Below are 21,435 nucleotides of genomic sequence, written 5' to 3' on the forward strand. Positions count from 1 at the left end.
GCCCCTAGGCCGCGGCCACCGAGCGGGCCGAGCCCGCGCCAACACGATCGAACCCGAGCGAGGCGGCCACGGCGGAATGCGTGATCCGCCCGTCGCGCACATTCAATCCGGCCGCCAGATGCTTGTCCCGGTCGAACGCCGCAAGCCCATGGTCCGCGAGCTTGAGCACGAACGGCAGCGTCGCGTTATTGAGCGCCTGCGCGCTCGTCACCGGCACCGCGCCCGGCATGTTGGCCACGCAATAATGGATGACGCCGTCCACATCGAACGTGGGATGAGCGTGCGTCGTCGGCCTCGAGGTTTCGAAGCATCCGCCCTGATCGATCGAGACGTCCACCAGCACCGCACCGCGCTTCATCGAGCCGAGCATCGACCGCGATACCAGCTTCGGCGCGCTCGCACCCGCGACCAGAACCGCGCCGACCACGACGTCCGCATCGAGCACCGCGCTTTCGATGGCATGCATCGTCGAGGCGAGGGTCACGACCCGGCCATGAAACAGTTCGTCGAGCTGACGCAGCCGCGGCAACGACTTGTCGATGATCGTCACGTCCGCGCCGAGGCCCACGGCCATCCGCGCCGCATGCGTGCCGACAACGCCGCCGCCGAGCACGACAACCTTGGCCGGCCGCACGCCGGGCACGCCGCCCATCAGCACGCCGCGTCCGCCGGTCGGTCGCCGCAGCGCAATCGCCGCCGCCTCGATCGAAAGCCGTCCCGCCACTTCGCTCATCGGCGCCAGCAGCGGCAAACCGCCCGCCGCGTCCGTCACGGTCTCATAGGCGATGGCCGTCGCGCCGGAGGACAAGAGCCCGCGCGCCTGGTCCGGATCCGGAGCGAGATGGAGATACGTGAACAACACCTGGTGCGGCTTGAGGCGCGCCACCTCGACCGCCTGTGGCTCCTTCACCTTCACGATCATGTCGGCTTCGGCGAACACCTGCTCGGCCGTCGGCAGAATGCGGGCCCCGGCCTGCACGTACACAGCGTCGTCGGCGAAGATGCCCGCGCCCGCGCCGGACTGAACCAGAACCTCGTGGCCCCTCGCGGCGAGTTCGCGGACCGAGCCCGGCACGAGCCCAACGCGAAACTCATCGCTTTTGATCTCCGTCGGCACGCCGATGCGCATTGGCCGTCTCCCTGAGGGCGCTCATATCCGGCACGAACTTTACCAACAAATGAGCATCACGAGTCCGCAAATTTCGTTGAACAACCGCCCGCTAGCGCAGATAATCGTCGTAGATTCCAATTTTACGCAGAATTCCAATGACCAACATTCCAGATGCGCTCGATCACGCCATCATCGACGCCCTTGTCGAAGATGGACGGCTCAGTCAGGTCCAGCTTGCCGAGCGCGTGCCCCTCTCCCCCACCGCCATTGCACGCCGCATTCGCGCCCTCGAAGAGTCGGGCGTCATCGAGGGCTATCAGGCGCGCATCAACCGCCGCGCCATCGGATTGGGAATGACGGTGCACATCTTCATCAGTCTGCAAAACCAGACGGAGCAGCGCCTGGAAGCGTTTGAGGCGGCCGTTGCGGCGTCGCCCTCGGTCATCGGCTGCGATCTGATGTCGGGCGAGGACGACTATCTCCTGACCGTGCTCGCCCGCGACCTCGACGACTACGAACGCATTCACAAGCAGGAGCTGTCCCGCCTGCCGGGCGTCACGCGCTTGCGCTCGAGCTTCGTCCTGCGTGAGGTGAAGGCGCGCCCGATTCCGGGCCTCACGGTCCGCCCAACGTCCCGCCACCAGCGCTCGAAGGGGTAACAGCCGAGTAGGACGACACCGGCAGGATCGCTCTGGCGCAGGACCGGCGTCTGGCCCTGTTGCGACGCACAACTCACCCGACGGATCGGCTTCGACCAATTGCCTATATTTTAGCGATTCCGGTGACAAATGCGTCACAAATTTGTCTGCAATTCGGGCAATTACGACATTTCTGAGACAGAGTGCTTGACGGGCCTGAATGGCCCTGCTGCATTGCACCTTCGAGCCCGAGGGAGTGGTCGCTGATGCACTACTACACGTATGAGCTCACGCACGCTTTGATGCACCCGGTCCGCCTTATGACTCGGGCATTCAAAACGCAGCTGGATGCCCCGTACAATCCATTCTCCTCCACCGAGTTCGCCAAGAACCTGTCGGCAGCCTGCGAAGTTTTCGAGGGCATGACGCGCCGCTACGGCAAGCCGGAATTCGGCATCAAGGAAACCAAGATCCACGGCCTCACGGTGCCGGTCAAAGAAGAAATTGTTCTAAAGAAACCGTTCTGTAGTCTGCTCCACTTCGACCGCGATGAAACCATTGTCGGAAAGCGTTACGATCCGAAGGTGCTGCTCATTGCGCCGATGTCCGGGCATTACGCGACGCTCTTGCGCAACACCGTCGAGGCGATGATCCCGGAGCATAATCTCTACGTCACCGACTGGGCCGACTCGCGCGATATCCCCGCCTTCGCCGGCCCCTTCGGCCTCGACGATTTCATCGACTACATCATCGAGTTCGTGCAATTCCTCGGGCCGAACACGCACGTCATCGCCGTGTGCCAGCCCGCCGTTCCCGCGCTCGCCGCGACCGCGATCATGGCCGCCAACGATGATCCCGCCCAGCCGGCCTCGATGACCCTCATGGGCGGCCCCATCGACACGCGCCGCAATCCGACGCAGGTGAATAAGCTCGCCGAGGAGAAGCCGCTCTCCTGGTTCGAGAACAACGTCATCAACTATGTGCCCTTCCCGAATGCGGGCATCGGCCGCCGCGTCTATCCGGGCTTCATCCAGCTCACCGGATTCATGACCATGAACCTCGAGCGCCATACGCAGGCGCACATGAAGCTGTTCGAGAACCTCGTCAAAGGCGATTGCGACTCCGTCAACGCCCACAAGACGTTCTACGAGGAATACCTCGCCGTCATGGACCTGCCGGCCGAGTTCTATCTCGAGACCATCAAGACCGTGTTCCAGGATCACTTGCTGCCCAAGGGCGAGATGATGCACCGGGGCAAGCTTGTCGATTGCTCCGCCATCCGCAAAACGGCCCTCATGACGGTCGAAGGCGAACGCGACGACATCTGCGGCCTCGGCCAGACCCAAGCCGCGCATGACCTCTGCACCAATATTCCGCCCGACGAACACTATGCCTACGTCCAGCCCGGCGTGGGTCACTACGGCGTCTTCAGCGGCACGCGCTGGCGCACCGAGATCCAGCCGCGCATCCGCGAGATGATCCGCTCGATCCAGTTCAAGCGCCGGTCGGGCTCCGAGGACACCAAGGTCCCGGCTCCTTACCGCGCGTTGCAGCCCGCGCGCGAAAACATCATCGACTGGCGCACCCACGGCGAGCGCCCCAAAGGCGAAGTGAACGGCTCGCCGCGCTGATCCCGGCCCGCTAACCGGCCACGTTGACACGCCCCGCTCGCTCACTAGAGTGCGCGCGCATTCTGCCATTCTCCATAGCAAGACCGAGGTCCGCCCGATGAGCGCCGTCCGCACGCCCGCGAAGCATTTCGCCCCCCTCGCCATCGGCGCCCCCGAGCCCTTCCGCGCCGCCCCGGTCCGCATCGAGCGCATGATTCACTTCGTGCCGCCGCACAACGAAAAGATCCGTTCGAAAATCAAGGATATCGCGAGCCAGGTCGACGTCGTGCTCGGCAACCTCGAAGACGCGATTCCGGTCGGCGACAAGGAAGCGGCCCGCCGCGGCTTCATCCAGATGGCGCGCGAGAACGATTTCGGCGACACCGGCCTGTGGACGCGCATCAACTGCCTCAACTCGCCGTGGATGCTCGATGACGTCATCGACATCGTGCGCGAGGCCGGCAACAAGGTCGACGTCATCATGCTGCCCAAGGTCGAAGGCCCCTGGGACATTCACTACCTCGACCAGCTCCTGGCGCAGCTCGAAGCCAAGTACAGCGTCGCGCGCCCGATCATGATCCACGCCATCCTCGAAACCGCCGAAGGCGTGAAGAACGTCGAAGCCATCGCCGCCGCGTCTCCGCGCATGCACGGCATGAGCCTCGGCCCGGCGGACCTCGCCGCGTCGCGCGGCATGAAGACGACGCGCGTCGGCGGCGGCCATCCCGATTACAACGTGCTGGCCGATGCCGGTGCGGACGCCAACGCCCCACGCGCGCGCGCGCAGCAGGACCTCTGGCACTACACCGTCGGCAAGATGGTCGATGCGTGCCTCGCCTACGGTCTCAAGCCGTTCTACGGCCCCTTCGGCGATTTCTCCGACGGCCCGGCGTGCGAAGCCCAGTTCCGCAACGCGTTCATCCAGGGTTGCCTCGGCGCCTGGTCGCTGCACCCGAGCCAGATCGATATCGCCAAGCGCGTCTTTTCGCCCGACGAGAAGGAAGTCGCCTTCGCCAAGCGCATCCTCGAGGCCATGCCCGACGGCACCGGCGCCGTGATGATCGACGGCAAGATGCAGGACGACGCGACCTGGAAGCAGGCCAAGGTCATCGTTGACCTCGCGCGGCTCGTCGCCAAGAAGGATCCGGAGCGCGGCGCCGTTTACGGGTTCTGATGCCGCAGGCCGTCAACCATCTTGCACTGTTGGGTTGACATCGCCATCTCCCTCGCCTCGTATGCGGTCGGGACGGAGACGATGTCGCAGAAACCGAAGAAAATCACGCAGCGCCGCCGCAAGCGGAAGGACCCGGCAACGGATATCCGCAATGCGAAATACGCGATCGGCCAGGTCGTGCGCCATCGCGTCTACGCGTTCCGCGGCGTCGTATTCGACATCGATCCCGTCTTCAGCAATTCCGAGGATTGGTGGCTCGCCATCCCGGCCGAGATCCGCCCCGTCAAGGACCAGCCCTACTATCATCTGCTGGCTGAGAACGAGGAGACGGAATACATCGCCTACGTCTCGGAACAGAACCTGCTGCCGGACACGAGCGGCGAACCGCTGCGCCATCCTCAGCTCGCCGATTATTTCGTCGAGGACGAGGACGGACGGTATCGCGTTTTCGCCCAGCCGCATTAGGCGCGAGCGAGCAGCCTCAATCATCCGGCGCGTCCGAAACACCGCAGGCCGCATACGTCTCGGCTTGAAGCCCGCCGCCGCGCCGATCCGTAGTCCGTTCCGCAAACAAAAAGGCCGCTCTCGCGAGCGGCCTTTTCCGTGCGGAATGCAATCCGCTTACTTTTTCGCTGCAGGCGCGGCAGCCGGCTCGCCACCACCCGGAGGAGGAGGCAGGTCCTTCATCTTCTCGGCGCGGAACTTCTCGTAGGCTTCCTGCTGCTTCTGGCGGATCTGAGCCATCAGCTGGCCGCGCGCCTTCTTATACTCGGCGTTGTCCACCGGCTTGCCGGCGAAGGCATCCGTGAAGCCGTCAAGCGGCACCGGGAAACCGATCGGCTGGGCCTGCGCGTTCATGGCGAGAATCATGATGCCGCCGCCCGCCTTCATCTGGTCGACGATGTCCTTGGTGGCTTCCACTTCCGCGGTGCAGCCAGAGGAATGGCAGAGCGAGTACTTGAGATCGATCGGCTTCAGCTCCTTGTCGTCGACCTGCTCGTTCTTGGCAGCCTTTTCCCACTGCTCCTTGGTGTAGACGGCGGCCTTCAGGCCGGGCGGAAGCGCCATGCCGAGCGGAACCATGACCATCAGGTGATCGTGCTCGCTGCCCTCGACCTGGCGGATCGCCGCCGAGACGAGCACCATGCCCGAGTTTCCGTCGAGACGCTCATGATGCGTCAGGCAGATATTCTTCTCTTCCTTGACGTCCTTGCCATCCTTGTCCTTGTGGACCAGGGGCGACTTTTCGCAAAGCTTCACCCAGGCGCTCTGTTTCGCGGCCGGTGCGGCCTTTGCATCCTTGGCAGCGGGCGCGTCCTTTGCAGCCGGCGCGGGTGCGTCCTTCTTATCTTGAGCCCCAGCCGGTGCGCTCAGCGCCAGACCGGCGATGAGGGCGAGCGTGGCTCCGCCTGCCAACATCCCGCGGCCGAAGCCGGTTGCGATGCCATCTCTATGCGACATAGGAAATTCGACCTTTCGTAAATGAGCCAGTCCGTAAGCCGCCCGGCGTCCCCGGCCGGTGGCTCAGCCCCTTTCCGCAGCGCTCGAACGATATTATTTATGGGAGCGCGCGCCCTGACGCCCACGGCGCCATCCGGTGCGGCAGTAAGGCCCCGAATACGGCAATCCCGTGGCCAGTTGGGCCACCATGCCGTCGTGCACAGATTGAAGCGACGTATCCGTTGCAATAGCGCAACGCGCCTGCCTCATCCCCGCACCATTTGCTGGTCCATAAGGTGTGCTACGAACCAAGCGCGGGGCGAGCGAATCCAAGGTGTTGCATGCGGGCGTGGCGATGTCCGGACACATGCGTTGCACCCGCCTGCCCCAGGGTGGCGAATCGGCGGTCGCCGCCGGTATCCGCCGCCCAGGTTGAGGAGAAATCGGTGCGACGATTAATTTTCCTGGCGATGGCGGCGGCCGGCCTCGTAGCCGCCGCGGGATTTTATCCTGGCTCGGCCCATGCCGAGCCGGCGCACGCCATCGCCATGCACGGCACCCCCGCCCTGGCTGAGGGGTTCACAACCTTCCCATACGTCAATCCGGATGCGCCGAAGGGTGGCCGCGTGACGCTTGGCTCTCCCGGCTCCTTCGACAATCTCAACCCGATGATCGTGCGCGGCGAGCCGGTGCAAGGCATTCGCGAATTCGTCGTCGAAAGCCTGATGGCGCGCAGCCAGGATGAGCCCTTCACGCTGTACGGCCTCATTGCCGAAAAGATCGACGTCGCCGACAACCGCACCGAGGTGACCTTCCACCTCAACCCGCTCGCGAAATTCTCCGACGGCCAGCCGGTGACCGCGGCCGACGTGCTGTTCTCGTTCGAAGCCCTGCGCGACAAGGGCCGTCCCAACTACCGCACCTACTACAAGAAGGTCGTCAAAACCGAAGTCCTGTCCGATCACATGATCCGCTTCGTGTTCGCCGACGCCGAAGATCGGGAGCTGCCGCTCATCCTCGGTCTCATGCCGATCCTTCCGCGCCACGCCATGTCGGCGGACACCTTCGACCAGACCACCCTCACGCCCATCGTCGGCTCCGGCCCCTACCGCATCGCTTCCGTCGATCCGGGCCGCGCCATCACTTACGCGCGTAACCCGGACTATTGGGCGCGCGACCTGCCCGTCAACCGCGGCCGCTTCAACTTCGACGAGATCCGCTTCGAGTACTTCCGCGAGGGCACGACGCTGTTCGAGGCCTTCAAGACAGGCAACATCGACCTCCGCAACGAGGACGATCCGGGCACGTGGGCCAAGAACTATAATTTCCCGGCCGTCACGAGCGGGCGCATCGCGCGCGAGGAAATGCCGATCGCGCTTCCCGCCGGCATGACGGGTCTCGTCTTCAACACCCGCCGCGCGATTTTCGCCGACGAGCGTGTCCGCCTCGCCCTCATCCACCTGTTCAACTTCGAATGGGTCAACAAGAGCTTCTTCCACGGCCTCTACAAGCGCAGCCAGAGCTACTTCGAGCGCTCGCTGCTGTCCTCGTCGGGCCGCCCCGCCGACGAGCGCGAGCGCAAACTGTTGGCGCCCTTCGCGAACGCCGTCCTGCCGGAGATCATGGACGGCACCTACCGCGTTCCCGAAAGCGATGGCACGCCGCACAATCGCGCCAACGCCCGCAAAGCCTTCGAGATGCTGGAAGCCGCCGGCTATACGATGAAGGGCGGCAGCCTGGTCGACAAGTCGGGCACGCCCTTCACCTTTGAAATCCTGGCCGCGACGACGAGCCAGGAGCGCCTCCTCGGGGCCTTCACCGGCGATCTCGCCAAGCTCGGCATCAAGGCGCGCATCCGCGTCGTCGACAGCGCGCAATACCAGTCCCGGCTGAAAGACTACGACTTCGACATGATCCAGTTCACCTGGCCGTCGTCGCTCTCGCCGGGCAACGAGCAGTTGTTCCGCTGGTCGTCGAAAGTCGCCGCCGATCCCGGGTCGTACAATTACGCAGGCGTCAAGAACCCCGCCGCGGACGCCATGATCGCGACCATGCTGGCCGCCGAAAGTAACGAGGATTTCGTATCGTCGGTCCGCGCCCTCGACCGCGTCCTGCTCTCGGGCCATTATGTGATCCCGCTCTTCCATTCACCCGCCCAGTGGATCGCCTCCTGGAAGCGTCTCGCCCATCCCGAGGCCATTCCATTGTCCGGCTTCAACCTCGACACGTGGTGGGTGCAGCCCAAGCCCTAGAGTGCTTCCGGAAACGGTTTTCCGGTAAGAAGCACGACCAAGCAAAGACCTGGAGACGTTCCGCGGTCCCACTTAAGCGGAACGACTCTAGACAGAACAAGAAGACCTCACCCTCCCGATGCTCACGCCCCCGTTCACACCTCTGTTCACGCCTACCGCCAACCCTCCCTTCAACATGGCCCGCTATTGCCTCGCGGGCGCGGCGTCGGCGCACCCCGCCAAGCCCGGCCTCATCGTCATGGCGGACGCCGCCTCGCCTCAACCGGCCGAGGTCTGGAGCTACGCCGATCTGGAAGATGCCGTTCTGCGCACGGCCGGCGCCTTGCGGGCAGCCGGCTTCGTCGCAGGCGACCGCATCATGATCCGCCTCGACAACACCAGCGCTTACGCCATCCTGTTCTTCGGCGCCGTCGCTGCAGGTCTCGTAGCCTTGCCCGCGTCGAACCAATTGACCGACCGCGAAGCTCTGTTTCTCGCCGAGGACAGCGGCGCCGCCGCCATCGCCTGCGGCTCACCCCTCGACACGTCCGCACTCACCCGCGCCCCGCTGATCCTCTCGCCCGACGACGTCGCCCGCATGATGCGAGAAGGCCCGCGCGTCGACTACGCGAACACGCTCGCCGAAGCGCCCGCCTTCCTGATCTACACCTCCGGCACCACCGCAAACCCGAAAGGCGTGCTCCACGCCCAGCGCGTGGCGATCGGGCGGACGCCCATGTATCAGGGCTGGTATGGCATCACCGCCACCGACCGCGTCTTCCATGCCGGCGCCTTCAACTGGACGTTCACGCTCGGCGTCGGCCTGACCGACCCTTGGGCCAACGGCGCGACCGCGCTCATCTACACCGGCGAAAAAGACCCCGTGCTGTGGCCGCGCCTGATCAACCGCAGCGGCGCGACGATGTTCGCGGGCGTGCCCTCTCTCATGCGGCAGATTCTGAAATACGCCGACGTTGCCCCGTCCTCGATGCCGACGCTGCGCCACGCGCTCATCGCCGGCGAGGCCCCGCCGCCCGATCTGTTCGACGACTGGCGCGGCCGCACCGGCACGGATCTCCACGAGGGTCTCGGCATGAGCGAGCTCTCGACGTACATCTCGACGGCGCCGACGGTACCGAGAAAGCCCGGCGCCGTCGGTAAGGCCCAGCCCGGACGCCACGTCGCGATCATTCCCGTTTCCGGCGCGAATGATCCGCTACCGCCGGACACCGAAGGTCTAATTGCGGTCCACCGTACCGATCCGGGATTGATGCTCGGCTACTGGAACCGCCCGGCGGAACAGGCGGACGTCGTGCGCGGCGACTGGTTCGTCGGCGGCGACCTCGGCCGCATGGATGCCGACGGCTACATCACCCACGAAGGCCGCAACAACGAGATCATCAAGGCGCTCGGCTATCGCGTCTCTCCCGCCGAGGTGGAAAGCGTGCTCGCCAGCCATCCGGACATCGCCGAAGTCGCATGCACGGAACTGGCCGTGCGCGCGGACGTGCACGTCGTCGGCGCATTCGTCGTCCTGAAGCCTGCAGCGACCGCCGACTCCGCCGGCATCCTCGCCTACGCGAGCGAGCGCCTCGCCGCCTACAAATGCCCGCGCGAAATCCGCTTCCTCGACCGCCTGCCCCGCACCGCCAACGGCAAAGTCCGCCGCTCAGCGCTTGTCAGCTTGTGACCCAAAGCGGAAGCTATCTCATCGAGTTGCATGAGGTCTTACCTTCGCGAGGAGCGTGCCTGGCACTACGGGCCGCCGGAAGCGTGGCAAATCCGGCACGCTTTCGCGTTCCTCGCGGGATATCCTAGCCTGCAGGAGGCCGACTCTGTTGTCGAAGGCCACACGCTCACCTAGTTTCAAGACTCGGATAGGTAATTTTACTGAGGGGCAAATGCGCAATTTCAAACTCGGCTTAGCCGCCACGGCGGTGATCTGCGCACTTTCGGCGACGGCTCAAGCCAACTGCATCAAAGTCGGATCGGTCGGCGAGTTCGCGAGCCATGATGTCGCTGCGCTCTTTGCAACGAACGGTCTTAAAAACATCATCTACGGGCAGGGCCGCGAGGGCAAAGGCCCCGTCAGCCTGAAGTGCGAAGACGGCACAGGCACAACGACGTGCCGCGCCTCGCAGATGGCGTGCCAAGTGACAACACCCAAAACCTGCTTAGGCGCTTGGTTGTGCTTGCCCGGGTAACCCCGTCGCTCGGAGCAACTGAAAAATAGCCTCTCCCCGTACTTGCGGGGAGAGGGGGACGATGAGGCGAGCAACAGAGAGTGACAAGGACGCCCACCCACCAACTGTCATCCTCGGGGTCATGGCGTAGCCATGCATCGCATGGACCCCCGCGGACCCCTTCTGCCGTTCGGAAGAAGGGATGCATTTGGTAAAGCGTCGGCCCACCGGTCTGCGGCCTTCCCACGTGGATAAATAGGTCCTAGGCACAAGGCCTAGGATGACACGTCGCGAGCTAAGCCGCCTTCGCGCCCTTGGCCGCGATCTCGGCGAGCGTAGCCACCAGCGCGCGCACGCCCTTGCAGCGCACCAGGGCAATTCACAATCGCATCCCGGCCGACTCCGCCGGCATCCTCGCCTACGCGCGCGAACGCCTCGCCGCCGACAAATGCCCGCGCGAGATCCGCTTCGTCGACCGCCTGCCCCGCACCGCCAACGGCAAAATCCGCCGCTCCTCGCTTGTTAGATTTTGACCGTGAGTTCAACTGATCGCCGCAACACGTAAGCGGACGTTAGGCGCGAGCGTCACACGCGCCCGCTAAAGCGCCAGGCGCCATTCACGTTTGTCGAGCTGGGCGCGATGTCGAGACAACATCTTGGTAAATTAGTTTCTTCGGATGCGGATGGTGCCGGGCGGGTCACCTAGCTGCAGTCGTGCTATCATTCTCAGCAATTCGCGCTGCCCTCGAGGCTTGGGCTCGCGTCATCGGGATCGCCGCTTTGCATCACGCTGTCATCGCCGCCACAGGGCTGTACGCCCCGCCATTCAGCGTCTCGAACGCCGAGCTGGTCGACACATTCAACGCCTATGTCGAGCGGTTTAACGCCCGGAACGCCGACGCCATCGCTGCCGGCGATATCGTGGCGCTCCTCCCATCCTCGGTGGAATTCATCGAGAAGGCCTCGGGCATCAAATCGCGCCATGTGATGAACAAGAGCGGCATCCTCGATCCCGCAATTATGCACCCGGTCCTGCCCGAGCGTCCCAATGACCAGATCTCAATCCTCGCCGAGATGGCGGTCGCGGCGGCCGAGGACGCAATTCTGGCCTGGGGGAAACCGGTCAGCGAAATCGGCGCGGTGATCTGCGCGGCGTCCAATATGCAACGCGCCTATCCGGCTATGGCGATTGAGGTGCAGCAAGCCCTGGCCATCAATGGCTTCGCTTTCGACATGAACGTGGCCTGCTCGTCAGCCACGTTTGGCATTAAGACAGCGACTGACTTCATCGCCTCCGGTTCGGTCAAGGCGGTGCTGATTGTCAATCCTGAAATCTGCTCGGGTCACCTGAACTTCACCGACCGCGACAGCCATTTCATATTCGGTGACGTGGCTACCGCCGTGATCGTGGAAGCGGCGTCTCAGACCACCGGCGGCTGGGAGATCTTAGGCACGCGGCTGAAAACCGTGTTCTCCAATAACATCCGCAACAATTTTGGCTTCCTGAACCGCACGGCCCTGGAAGGAGCCAGCACCAAAGACAAACTGTTCGTCCAAGAAGGCCGCAAGGTATTCAAGGAGGTCGTGCCAATGGTCAGCGAATTGATCGTCCAGCACGCTAGCGATCTCGGCATTGATCCGCGCAGTCTGAAGCGGCTATGGCTGCACCAAGCCAACATCAATATGAATGAGATGATCGGACGCAAGGTGCTCGGCCGCGATCCAGCCCCCGGCGAGAACGTCATCATTCTCGACACCTTCGCCAATACGAGCTCGGCCGGCTCGATTATCGCCTTCCACACGACCAATGACGACTTCGCCGTTGGCGAGATAGGACTGATCTGCAGCTTCGGCGCGGGGTATTCGGCCGGCACGGTGTTTCTCAGGAAAAGGTAGAACTACATGCGGCCTGCAGTCGGCCGAGCCGACGGCCCGCGTTCGCCGTTCCCGACACGATGGGACCAATGACGGGCGAGCGGCGGGCAGACGAATAATTCCGAATGTCTGCATGTGGACCCTTAGCGGACTTCCAACCCTCACCACCTGCCCTAAGCCGCCTTCGCGCCCGTGGCCGCGATGTCGGCCAGCGTAGAGACCAGCGCGCGAACGCCGCACCAGGGGCAATTCCCAATCGCATCCAGGCGGACTCCGCCGGCATCCTCGCCTACGCGCGCGAGCGCCTCGCCGCCTACAAATGCCGCGCGAGATCCGCTTCCTCGACCGCCTGCCCCGCACCGCCAACGGCAAAGTCCGCCGCGCCGCACTTGTCAGCTTCTGACACATAACGGACCGACAACGCACCGGTCCACCTGGTGCGCACTGGCGCCAAGCGAACCACATTAACGTCCTCGTGCTATTGGACCGTCACTTCTACCTTCTCAATGGAGCCATCGAATTTGAATGGGCGACGGTCGAAGTATGCAGGCGAGACCGGGGAGCCAAGATCGATCCCGACATCAAAGCTCTCGCTGGCGGTGAAGGCGGCAGGCACCGTGCGATTGACCGTGCCGCGTGCGACCTCCACGCCATCGACTTTGAGCACCACTTCGGCAGCACCTGCGGGCTTCACGATCGAGGTGTCGATCTCGATGCGACGCTTGCCGGCGGCGAGCTTGTCTTTCGAGCGGATCGACGTGCGCTCGATCTCCAGCATGTTGTACTCGTAAGCGAGTTCGCCGCCGTCCATGAACAGAGTGAGACCGCCTGAAAAACCGCCAAGCGCGTATAGGACGCCCGAGGCATCGTTGCCGATCTCCGCATCGATCACCACCGTGCTGCTTTGGCGGCCGAGACCCGGCGCCGCGAATTCCGGCATGCGCGTCGTCGCGGCGTCGAAGACCCAGCTCGAATAGGGGGTTTTTACCCGATCTTCCGGGTGCAGGCGGAGCCAGTTTCCGGCGCCGATAGGAAAGGCCATGTTGGCCTTCGCTTCAGCAAGAAATAGCTCTTTCATCTCGGAAAGCTTCTGCGGGTTCTTGGCAGCCAGATCGTCGCTTTGTGAATAGTCGTTGCGCAGATCGTAAAGCTCCCACACGTCCGTGTTCGCGTTCCACTTTCTCATGCGCTCGACAGAGCCGGGCGTATCCCAGGGGACGAAGGGCCCGAACGTTCCCGCAAACCACCCATCGTGGTAGACGCCGCGGCTGCCGTTGTTGTCGAAATACTGCGTGTGCTTCTGCTCGGGCACTGCTGCGCTCGCGAACGTGTACTTCATGCTGACGCCGTCGATCGGGTCCTGCTCGAAGCCGTCGACGATCTTCGGCGGCGTAATGTTGAGAACGTCGTAAAGCGTGGGCACGATGTCGTTGACATGATGAAACTGAGCGCGCGGCGTCTTGTCAGGCTTGATCCCCTTTGGCCACGAGATTACGAGCGGATTGCGGGTGCCGCCGAAATATGCGCCCAGCAATTTCGTCCCTTTGAACGGTGTGCTTCCGGCCCAGGCCCATCCGGCATGGTACATGTTGTCGGTCTTCGGCCCGCCGAGCACGTCGAGCCCGCCGAGGTCGTTCAATGCCGCAAGCTGCTGCCCGATGGTGGTCGGAATGTTGTTCTGCGCAAGCAACTCGCTGATCGAGCCGCGCTGCCCTTCGGCGCTCGAACCATTGTCGCCGAAGATGTAGAAGACGAGCGTATTCTCGCGCAGGCCGAAACGCTCCAACCCGTCGATGAGCTTACCAGCCTGCGCATCGGCATGCTCTGTGAAGCCGGCAAAGATCTCCATCAGTCGCGCCTGGAACTCACGTTCGGCGGCCGGAATGCTGTCCCAAGAGGCCAGCGTCGGATCGCGTGGCGTGAGATGAGCGGCCTCTGGAATCCAGCCGAGCTCTTTCTGGCGCTTGAAAGTCGCCTCGCGGAGCGCGTCCCAGCCTTGGTCGAACTTGCCTCTATATTTGTCTGCCCATTGCTTGAAGATGTGGTGCGGACCATGGGCAGCGCCCGGCGCCCAATACATGAGGAACGGCTGATCGGGCGCGTAGGCGCGATGCTTGCGCAGCCAGGTCAGGGCCTTGTCAGCGAGATCCTCGCTGAGATGATAAGTCTCGTCGTGCGGCGGCTCGATCGCATTGAAGTTTTCGGTCAGGCGTGGCTCCCATTGGGACGTCTCGCCTGCAAGGAAGCCATAGAAGTAATCGAAGCCTATCCCCTCGCCGGTCGGCCAGAGCGTAAATGGACCCATCGCTGTCGTCTCGGTCGCAGGCGTATTGTGCCATTTGCCGAAGGCGGCGGTCTTGTAACCATAGGCACCGAGCACCTTCGCCATCGTTGCCGAGGTCCGCGGAATGCGACCGGTGTATCCGTCCCAATTGACGGCACGTTCCGCGATAGTGCCGGAGCCAACGCGCTGATGATTCCGCCCGGTCAGAAGAGCGGCACGCGTGGGCGAGCAGATGGATGTCGTGTGGAAGGCATTGTAGCAGATGCCGTCGTTGGCGAGGCGCGACAGGGTCGGCGTGTGGATTGGTCCGCCGAAGGTATCCGGCAGGCCGAAACCCACGTCATCGAGCATGATGATCAGGACGTTCGGTGCGTCCTTCGGCAAGTGACGAACGACGGGAAACGGCACCAGCTTGGAATCTTGGAGCGTGGGCGCAGCGATGCTTTTGCTCGGCTCGGGCGGGAACGGCAGCACTGATCCATCCCTGACTGCAGGATGCTCTGCCCCGCACGGCGAGGCCATGCACAAGCCGATTGCCAGCGAGCACGCCGCTGTCGCCTTCCGAGCAGAACGCGGTATCCGCCCACGGCGAATAGGCTGTGCAAAGGATATGCCGGGTGGCGTTGGCAGCAGCGGACCTGTCACAAGTCCGGTGGTAGGCAAAGCAATCTGGGGCATTTGGGCACCACGATTTTGGATACCCCCCGTACAAAGAACATACGGTCCCAAAGCGGAGCAGGCAACTTGTTCGGCGGAGTGAGTTAAGAAGCGATAATCGAAGCGCCTCGAGCCCAATCGCTAGCGTTCGTTTCTGGCCCAAAGCGGACGCCCCACTCGCCGCCTACAAATGCCCGCGCGAGATCCGCTTCCTCGACCGCCTGCCCACACCGCCAACGGCAAAGTCCGCCGCGCCGCCCTGGTCAGCTTTTGAAGTGACGTTGTGATAGTGTCCGCACACGTGGGCGAGCGAACTTTCTCGGAATGCACCAAATAGCAACAGAAGTGGACGCCACAGCGCAAGAAGTCACACGCAAGCTGGAGACGACAGTACCGAGTACGCTATTTGGCAGGCGTTGCGGTGATGACGGGGGACTTGAATGCAGGTCACACGAGACCAGTTCCGAACGCTCGCCCAGGCGAAGCTCGATGACGCAAAGAATTTGTTTGACCTAGGCTCGTGGGGGAATGCGTACTACCTGGCTGGCTACGCGATAGAGTTCGGTTTGAAAGCGGTTATCGCCAGCAGCTTCCGGGAGAACACGCTGCCGGACAAGAACCTTGTGAATAGCGCGTATGTCCACGACATCGAGAAGCTGGTAAACACCGCTGGGCTGACGGTCGCTTTGACACAGGCCCGACAGGGTGATGCCGCGCTGGAGATCAATTGGGCAGTCGTGAAGGATTGGAGTGAACAGTCCCGCTACGAGGACGCGACAGAGAATGAGGCGCGAGAACTTATTGCCGCTATCGAAGACCAACAACATGGAGTGTTGCAATGGATAGCGCAGCATTGGTGAGTGACGGCAAAGCCGTCGTCGACGCACTTGTAAGCCAGGGAATGCAGCTTCAGGCGGCGGCTTGGCTCTATGAAACCGATAGCGGTTGGCGATTTGCAGTCGTCCCGAGAGTGCCGTTCAAGAGCAGGCACGAAATCTACACCCGGATTGCAAACGCTGTGCGGGCGACAGGCGCCAACATTCCGCCGACGCTGATCGAGGCATATGAACCCCAAAGCCTCATGGGAATGGAGCTCAACTCGGTAGGCGCGATCGTGACGGGACAGGCCCGGTCGTTTGATGCAATTCGGCTAGGCCCCTACTTCTACGACCGCGCAATAGTGTTTAAGACACCTGACTTGGCTTCATAAGTGGACCGCTTCCCGAGAAGACTTCTCTCAACGGAAGGTCGGGTGACCATTGGAACTCTTTTGCTAGGAAGATTGGGATGTACAGATGCTTATGAATGGCATCGATAGCCTCCTTAAAGGCCTCCATGTCGAGGTCTGGTAGGTCTATGATAATGTCTTTGTTCGCTTCCATGGTGAAGGCAAAGAGCCTGACGTTCCAAATCAGCGAGAAACACGTCCAAAAATCACGAAACAACGGCGACTTGATTTTGTAATGTGGGGGCTTCCCCCAAGGGCGGCGCGTTAGCTCGTGTGTGCTGAAGTGCACAGTCTTTGAAGTGGCGAAATAGAGGAAGTCGTACAGTCTCCCGTGATCAACTTTGCGCGCGATGTACGCGAACGGTGGAGGCTTTGCCTTTTTGCGGCTACGGCCCGGAAACTCCAGCTCGGTAGCGAGCTCAAAATATTTCGCTCGATGCTCGGGCTCAATTTTCTTCAAACCATCTCGTTGAAATGAGATGCCCATGGCGGCGATTGACTTGTCCCCGGTAAATGCGGCTTGCGCTTCAAGGGTGTTGAACATGTCGAAGAACAACAGATGTTCAACGAGGGTTGATGCCTTCTCTCGTCCGATGAGGTTGAAATACTCGCACCAGATATACTCTTCGACCGCCGGTCGAAGGAACGGCACCGTAGTCTCGCCAAGCTCGACATCAGCGAGAGTCAAAGTCGCTTTCATGCAGTCATGTTGCCGCTTGAGCGCAACTCTTCGCACGCAGTCGAGATGGTTATGAACCTCCATGTTGAGCTGGGAAACGTTGTCCACGACTGGCTGCCAAGCAGAGTGCAGGAACTTGGCTGCTTTGGAAACCTCGACAAGCGCTTCGTCGACCATCAGCATACCGCTGACCCCCTGAGCAGAAAATCTAGACTGGCTCATAGTATTCGATTCTTCAGCGCAGGCTTCGATGTGGGCTAGAGGCGGCGTGACACGCTGGCGTACAAATGTCCGCTCCTGCCCCTCAGCCCACTTCCAACACCACCACCCACCCTAAGCCGCCTTCGCGCCCTTGGCCGCGATCTCGGCCAGCGTGGCCACCAGCGCGCGCACGCCCTTGAATCGCACCTGCGGCTGATCCCAGTCGCCCTTGAAAATGATCTTGTGATCCGGCTGCACCTTGGCCTTGCCGCGCGAGGCCTGCAGGAACTGCGCGAGCCCCTGAGCGTTCGCAAACGTGTTGCGATGGAACGAGATCACGCAGCCCTTCGTGCCCGCATCAACCTTCGCGATGTTGGCAATGCGGCACAGACCCTTGATCTCCATGACGTCGAGCAGATGATCGACTTCGGCCGGCAGCTCGCCGAACCGGTCCACAAGCTCTGCCGCAAACGCGTCGATCTCGGCACGCGTTTCGAGCGCGGACAGCCGCCTGTAGAGCCCGAGGCGAAGCTGAAGATCCGCGACATACGTCTCCGGGATGAGAACCGACAGCCCGATCGAGATTTCCGGGCTCCACTGGTCGGCCGCTTCGAGATCGCCGCCCTTGAGCGCAGCCACCGCTTCTTCCAGCATCGATTGATAAAGCTCGAAGCCGACTTCACGGATATGCCCCGACTGCTCCTCGCCGAGCAGGTTACCGGCGCCGCGAATGTCGAGGTCGTGCGAGGCGAGCGAGAACCCGGCGCCCAGCGTATCGAGCGACTGCAGCACCTTGAGGCGCTTTTCCGCGCCCTCCGTCAACGCCTTCCCCGGCGGCGTCGTGAAGTAGGCATATGCGCGTCTCTTTGAACGGCCTACGCGGCCGCGCAACTGATAGAGCTGCGCCAGGCCGAACATATCCGCCCGGTGCACGATCAGCGTGTTCGCGTTCGGCACGTCGAGGCCGGACTCCACAATGGCAGTCGCGAGCAGCACGTCGAATTGGCCTTCGTAGAACGCCGTCATGATGTCTTCCAGCTCGGTCGGAGAGAGCTGGCCGTGCGCCACCGCGACCTTGAGATGCGGCACCGCCTCGCGCAGGAACTCGGACACCTCCTCGAGATCGGAGATGCGCGGCGCGACGTAATACGTCTGCCCGCCGCGATCGCGCTCGCGCTTCAAGGCGTCGATCAGAATGACCGGATCGAACTGCGAGATGTAGGTGCGCACCGCGAGACGGTCGACCGGCGGCGTCGTGATCAGAGATAGCTCGCGCACGCCGGTCAGCGCCAGTTGCAGCGTGCGCGGAATTGGCGTCGCCGAGAGCGTCAGCACGTGCACGTCCTCGCGCAGTTGCTTCAGACGCTCCTTGTGCGTCACGCCGAAATGCTGCTCCTCGTCGATCACGAGCAGGCCGAGGCGCTGGAATTCGATCTGCTTGCCGAGCAGGGCATGCGTGCCGACCACGATATCGACCGTGCCGTTCTTGATGCCGTCCTTGACCTCGGTGAGATCCTTCGCCGCCACCAGCCGCGACGCCTGCGCCAGCTTGAGCGGCAGGTTCTTGAACCGTTCCATGACGGTGCGCGTATGCTGCCGCGCGAGCAGCGTCGTCGGCACGACGATGGCAACCTGCAGCCCGTTCATCGCCGCCACGAATGCAGCCCGCAGCGCCACTTCCGTTTTGCCGAAACCGACATCGCCGCAAACAAGCCGATCCATCGGACGGCCGGATTGCATGTCGCCCAGCACCGCCTCGATGCTCGCCGCCTGATCCTCGGTCTCCTCGTATGGGAACCGCGCTACGAACTCGTCGTAGGCGCCGGCCGGCGGCGCCAGCACGGGCGCTTCGCGCAGCAACCGCATTGCCGCGATCTTGATCAACTCGCCCGCCATTTCGCGCAGGCGTTTCTTGAGGCGTGCCTTGCGCGACTGCCACGCGACGCCGCCGAGCTTGTCGAGCTGCGCCGTCCCGTCGTCCGAGCCGTACCGCGACAACAGCTCGATGTTTTCGACCGGCAGATAGAGCGTGTCGCCGCCGTGGTACTTGAGTTCCAGGCAGTCGTGCGGCGCGCCCAGCGCCGTGATCGTCTTGAGGCCTTCGAAGCGCCCGATGCCGTGGTCGGCGTGCACGACGAGATCGCCCACCGAAAGGCTCGTCGCCTCGGTCAGCACATCGGCGGCCTTCTTCGCCTTGCGGCGCGGCCTGACGAGGCGATCGCCCAGGATGTCCTGTTCCGCGACCACCACCAGCTCGGGCGTCTCGAACCCCTGTTCGAGGCCGAGCACCGCCAGCCCCGCGACGTTGGGATCGAGCGCCAGCGCGTCCGTGTAGCCCTCGACCTTGGCCTGCGCCTTGAGCCCATGATCGGAGAGCAGCGAGCCGAGCCGCTCGCGCGCGCCGGTCGTCCAAGCCGCCACGATCACGCGCCGGTGTTCGCTTTGCACGCGCTTCACATGCGCCACGACCGCATCGAACACGTTGCCGTCCGGGTTCTGCCGCTCGGGCGCGAACGAGCGTCCAGCCCGGCCGCGCCATGGCCGCACGCCCGCGCCTTCGGTCATCTCGAACGGCGTCAGCCGCACGACCTTATGGCGCGCGAGCGCTTTCTTCCAGCCGGACGCGTTGAGGAACATCTGGTCCGGCGGCACGGGCTTGTAAGGCGGCGCGCCGAAGCGCTCCGTCTCGAGCCCTTCCGTGCGCGCGAGGTAGTGTTCCTTGATTTGATCGAAGCGGCTCTTGACGGCGTCGTCGACGAGATTGTCGAAGCTCACCACCGCGCCGTCCATATAGTCGAGCAAGGTCTCCAGCGTTTCGTGGAAGAACGGCAGCCAATGCTCCTGGCCCGAATAGCGCCGCCCGCTGCTGACCGCCTCGTAGAGCGGATCGTCGCCGGTCGCGCCGCCGAACAGCTCCACGTAGCGCGTCCGGAACAGCGCCGTCGCCGCGTCACCAAATGCGATCTCCGACACGGGCATCAGGATCAGCTTGCGTAGCGCCTTTGCGGTCCGCTGCGTCTCGGCGTCGAACGCCTTGACCGATTCCAGCGTGTCGCCGAAGAAATCGAGCCGTACCGGGTTCTGCCGTCCGGGCGGAAAGAGATCGAGGATACCGCCGCGAACCGCGAACTCGCCCTGCTCCATCACCGTGCCGGTGCGCGTGTAGCCCGCGAGCGAGAGCCGCGAGACGAGCCGGTTGAGGTCCACGCGCTGGCCCGGCGAAATGCTCTTCATGGCGTTGCGAATGAACGCCTTCGGCGGCACCTTTTGCAGCGCCGCGTTCACCGTCGTCAGCACGACGACCGGCTCGCTGCGATTGGCGAGCGCCAGACGCGAGAGCGCCGTGATGCGCTTGGCCACGATCTCCGCATTCGGCCCCGAGCGATCGTAGGGCACCGTATCCCACGCCGGAAACGGCACGACGCGCACCTTGGGAGCGAAAAAGCGGAGCTGATTTTCGAGCACGTCGAGCCGGCGGTCGTCGCGCGCGATGTGCAGCAGCAGGCCGGAGCGTGCGCCATCGGCCGCTTCCTCCACGAGGCGCGCGAGAACGAGCGCGTCGAGCCCTTCCGGCACGCCCGTAAAGATCAGATCCGCCCGCTCGCTCATGTGCTCTCAACAACCTTCGTCAAAACGTTACGTCCATGTGTCCAATTTCAAGCATGTGTCTGATTTCAAGCGAGCCCGTGATACTTGCGGATCGCGGTCACGATCTCCGCAAACTCCGTTTCCCCAGCCCCCGGTTCCGGCGCGAGCAGCCAGGCTTGCAGCTCCGGCTCGCTGACCGCGAGAAACGCCTCGAAGCGCGCGAGGTCCGGTTCGCCCATGGACGCGAGGTGCACGGCCGCGAAGCGCCCGACGAGGAGATCCAGCTCCTTGGTGCCCCGATGCCCGGCTCGCCACACGGCGCGCCTGCGGCGGACCTCGATGTCCTCGCCCATAGTTTGGATCCGCCAAAAAACGACCAATGAGAACTGACCCGGCCCAATCGGCGCTCGCCGAAAAACCCTGTCCCTCGCCGCATCCGGGATGAGGCCGGTTTTCGGGTGAGCAGCACGACAAAACCAGGGAAATCCGGCAGCGCTTTGCGTCGCCCGTCGAGGGGTGTCATATAGCGCCCTGGC

The 21,435-nt window shown here is 63.2% G+C and carries 18 protein-coding genes and 1 pseudogene; 13 read left to right on the plus strand and 6 right to left on the minus strand.

Features of this window, described 5'->3' with window-relative positions:
• Positions 1–4: 4 nt before the first annotated feature.
• The gene (gene ald, locus ACTIFK_RS03880) at positions 5–1,129 is read right to left on the minus strand and encodes an alanine dehydrogenase (protein WP_439541734.1); all 1,125 of its coding nucleotides are present in this window, start codon (positions 1,127–1,129) and stop codon (positions 5–7) included.
• 137 nt (positions 1,130–1,266) lie between these two features.
• Here ald and ACTIFK_RS03885 point away from each other — a divergent pair, with 137 nt between their 5' ends.
• The 4 genes from ACTIFK_RS03885 to hspQ all read left to right on the plus strand — a co-directional run bounded on the left by ACTIFK_RS03885 (position 1,267) and on the right by hspQ (position 4,998).
• Positions 1,267–1,770, plus strand: coding sequence for an Lrp/AsnC family transcriptional regulator (locus tag ACTIFK_RS03885; RefSeq protein WP_439541735.1), 504 nt, complete (start codon positions 1,267–1,269; stop codon positions 1,768–1,770).
• Between the two features lie 245 nt (positions 1,771–2,015).
• Positions 2,016–3,380 carry a polyhydroxyalkanoate depolymerase gene (locus ACTIFK_RS03890; RefSeq protein ID WP_439541736.1) on the plus strand — a complete coding sequence of 455 codons (1,365 nt, stop codon included), beginning with the start codon at positions 2,016–2,018 and terminating at the stop codon, positions 3,378–3,380.
• A gap of 97 nt (positions 3,381–3,477) precedes the next feature.
• Entirely contained in the window at positions 3,478–4,533 is a 1,056-nt protein-coding gene (locus ACTIFK_RS03895) for an HpcH/HpaI aldolase/citrate lyase family protein (RefSeq protein ID WP_439541737.1), read from the plus strand.
• Positions 4,534–4,614: 81 nt separating this feature from the next.
• Positions 4,615–4,998 carry a heat shock protein HspQ gene (hspQ, locus tag ACTIFK_RS03900; RefSeq protein ID WP_439541738.1) on the plus strand — a complete coding sequence of 128 codons (384 nt, stop codon included), beginning with the start codon at positions 4,615–4,617 and terminating at the stop codon, positions 4,996–4,998.
• A 156-nt stretch (positions 4,999–5,154) separates the two neighbouring features.
• On the opposite strand, the gene ACTIFK_RS03905 is transcribed toward hspQ, so the two are convergent.
• A complete protein-coding gene (locus ACTIFK_RS03905; RefSeq protein WP_439541739.1) occupies positions 5,155–5,994 on the minus strand; it encodes an invasion associated locus B family protein in 840 nt (279 codons plus the stop codon).
• A gap of 449 nt (positions 5,995–6,443) precedes the next feature.
• Here ACTIFK_RS03905 and ACTIFK_RS03910 point away from each other — a divergent pair, with 449 nt between their 5' ends.
• The 7 genes and pseudogenes from ACTIFK_RS03910 to ACTIFK_RS03940 form a co-directional block, all read left to right on the plus strand.
• Positions 6,444–8,225, plus strand: a complete 1,782-nt coding sequence (locus tag ACTIFK_RS03910; protein WP_439542070.1) for an extracellular solute-binding protein — start codon at positions 6,444–6,446, stop codon at positions 8,223–8,225.
• A 118-nt stretch (positions 8,226–8,343) separates the two neighbouring features.
• Entirely contained in the window at positions 8,344–9,894 is a 1,551-nt protein-coding gene (locus tag ACTIFK_RS03915; RefSeq protein ID WP_439541740.1) for a class I adenylate-forming enzyme family protein, read from the plus strand.
• Positions 9,895–9,924: 30 nt separating this feature from the next.
• Entirely contained in the window at positions 9,925–10,068 is a 144-nt protein-coding gene (locus ACTIFK_RS03920; protein WP_439541741.1) for a hypothetical protein, read from the plus strand.
• Positions 10,069–10,105: 37 nt separating this feature from the next.
• Positions 10,106–10,408 (plus strand): hypothetical protein, encoded by a 303-nt coding sequence (locus ACTIFK_RS03925; protein WP_439541742.1) that lies wholly within the window; start codon positions 10,106–10,108, stop codon positions 10,406–10,408.
• A 293-nt stretch (positions 10,409–10,701) separates the two neighbouring features.
• Complete coding sequence (locus ACTIFK_RS03930) at positions 10,702–10,920, plus strand: AMP-binding enzyme (RefSeq protein WP_439541743.1); 219 nt, start codon at positions 10,702–10,704, stop codon at positions 10,918–10,920.
• A gap of 247 nt (positions 10,921–11,167) precedes the next feature.
• On the plus strand, positions 11,168–12,283 hold the full coding sequence (locus tag ACTIFK_RS03935; RefSeq protein WP_439541744.1) for a beta-ketoacyl-ACP synthase III: 1,116 nt from the start codon (positions 11,168–11,170) through the stop codon (positions 12,281–12,283).
• A gap of 254 nt (positions 12,284–12,537) precedes the next feature.
• A pseudogene (locus ACTIFK_RS03940) lies at positions 12,538–12,665 on the plus strand (AMP-binding enzyme); the annotation flags it as partial.
• Positions 12,666–12,740: 75 nt separating this feature from the next.
• On the opposite strand, the gene ACTIFK_RS03945 reads toward ACTIFK_RS03940, so the two are convergent.
• Positions 12,741–15,068: an arylsulfatase gene (locus ACTIFK_RS03945; RefSeq protein ID WP_439541745.1), complete on the minus strand. Its 2,328-nt coding sequence runs from the start codon at positions 15,066–15,068 to the stop codon at positions 12,741–12,743.
• 575 nt (positions 15,069–15,643) lie between these two features.
• Here ACTIFK_RS03945 and ACTIFK_RS03950 point away from each other — a divergent pair.
• Positions 15,644–16,063, plus strand: coding sequence for a HEPN domain-containing protein (locus ACTIFK_RS03950; protein WP_439541746.1), 420 nt, complete (start codon positions 15,644–15,646; stop codon positions 16,061–16,063).
• Positions 16,042–16,413, plus strand: a complete 372-nt coding sequence (locus ACTIFK_RS03955; RefSeq protein WP_439541747.1) for a hypothetical protein — start codon at positions 16,042–16,044, stop codon at positions 16,411–16,413. The genes ACTIFK_RS03950 and ACTIFK_RS03955 overlap by 22 nt, the downstream gene beginning before the upstream one ends.
• On the opposite strand, the gene ACTIFK_RS03960 is transcribed toward ACTIFK_RS03955, so the two are convergent.
• The 3 genes from ACTIFK_RS03960 to ACTIFK_RS03970 all read right to left on the minus strand — a co-directional run bounded on the left by ACTIFK_RS03960 (position 16,388) and on the right by ACTIFK_RS03970 (position 21,252).
• Complete coding sequence (locus ACTIFK_RS03960; protein ID WP_439541748.1) at positions 16,388–17,293, minus strand: DUF5677 domain-containing protein; 906 nt, start codon at positions 17,291–17,293, stop codon at positions 16,388–16,390. The two genes, ACTIFK_RS03955 and ACTIFK_RS03960, sit on opposite strands and share 26 nt — an antisense overlap.
• Positions 17,294–17,443: 150 nt before the next feature.
• Positions 17,444–20,920, minus strand: a complete 3,477-nt coding sequence (gene mfd / locus ACTIFK_RS03965; protein WP_439541749.1) for a transcription-repair coupling factor — start codon at positions 20,918–20,920, stop codon at positions 17,444–17,446.
• Positions 20,921–20,985: 65 nt separating this feature from the next.
• Complete coding sequence (locus ACTIFK_RS03970) at positions 20,986–21,252, minus strand: succinate dehydrogenase assembly factor 2 (RefSeq protein ID WP_439541750.1); 267 nt, start codon at positions 21,250–21,252, stop codon at positions 20,986–20,988.
• Positions 21,253–21,435 lie beyond the last annotated feature (183 nt).

Source organism: Hyphomicrobium sp., assembly GCF_051860585.1.
Classification (GTDB): domain Bacteria; phylum Pseudomonadota; class Alphaproteobacteria; order Rhizobiales; family Hyphomicrobiaceae; genus Hyphomicrobium_C.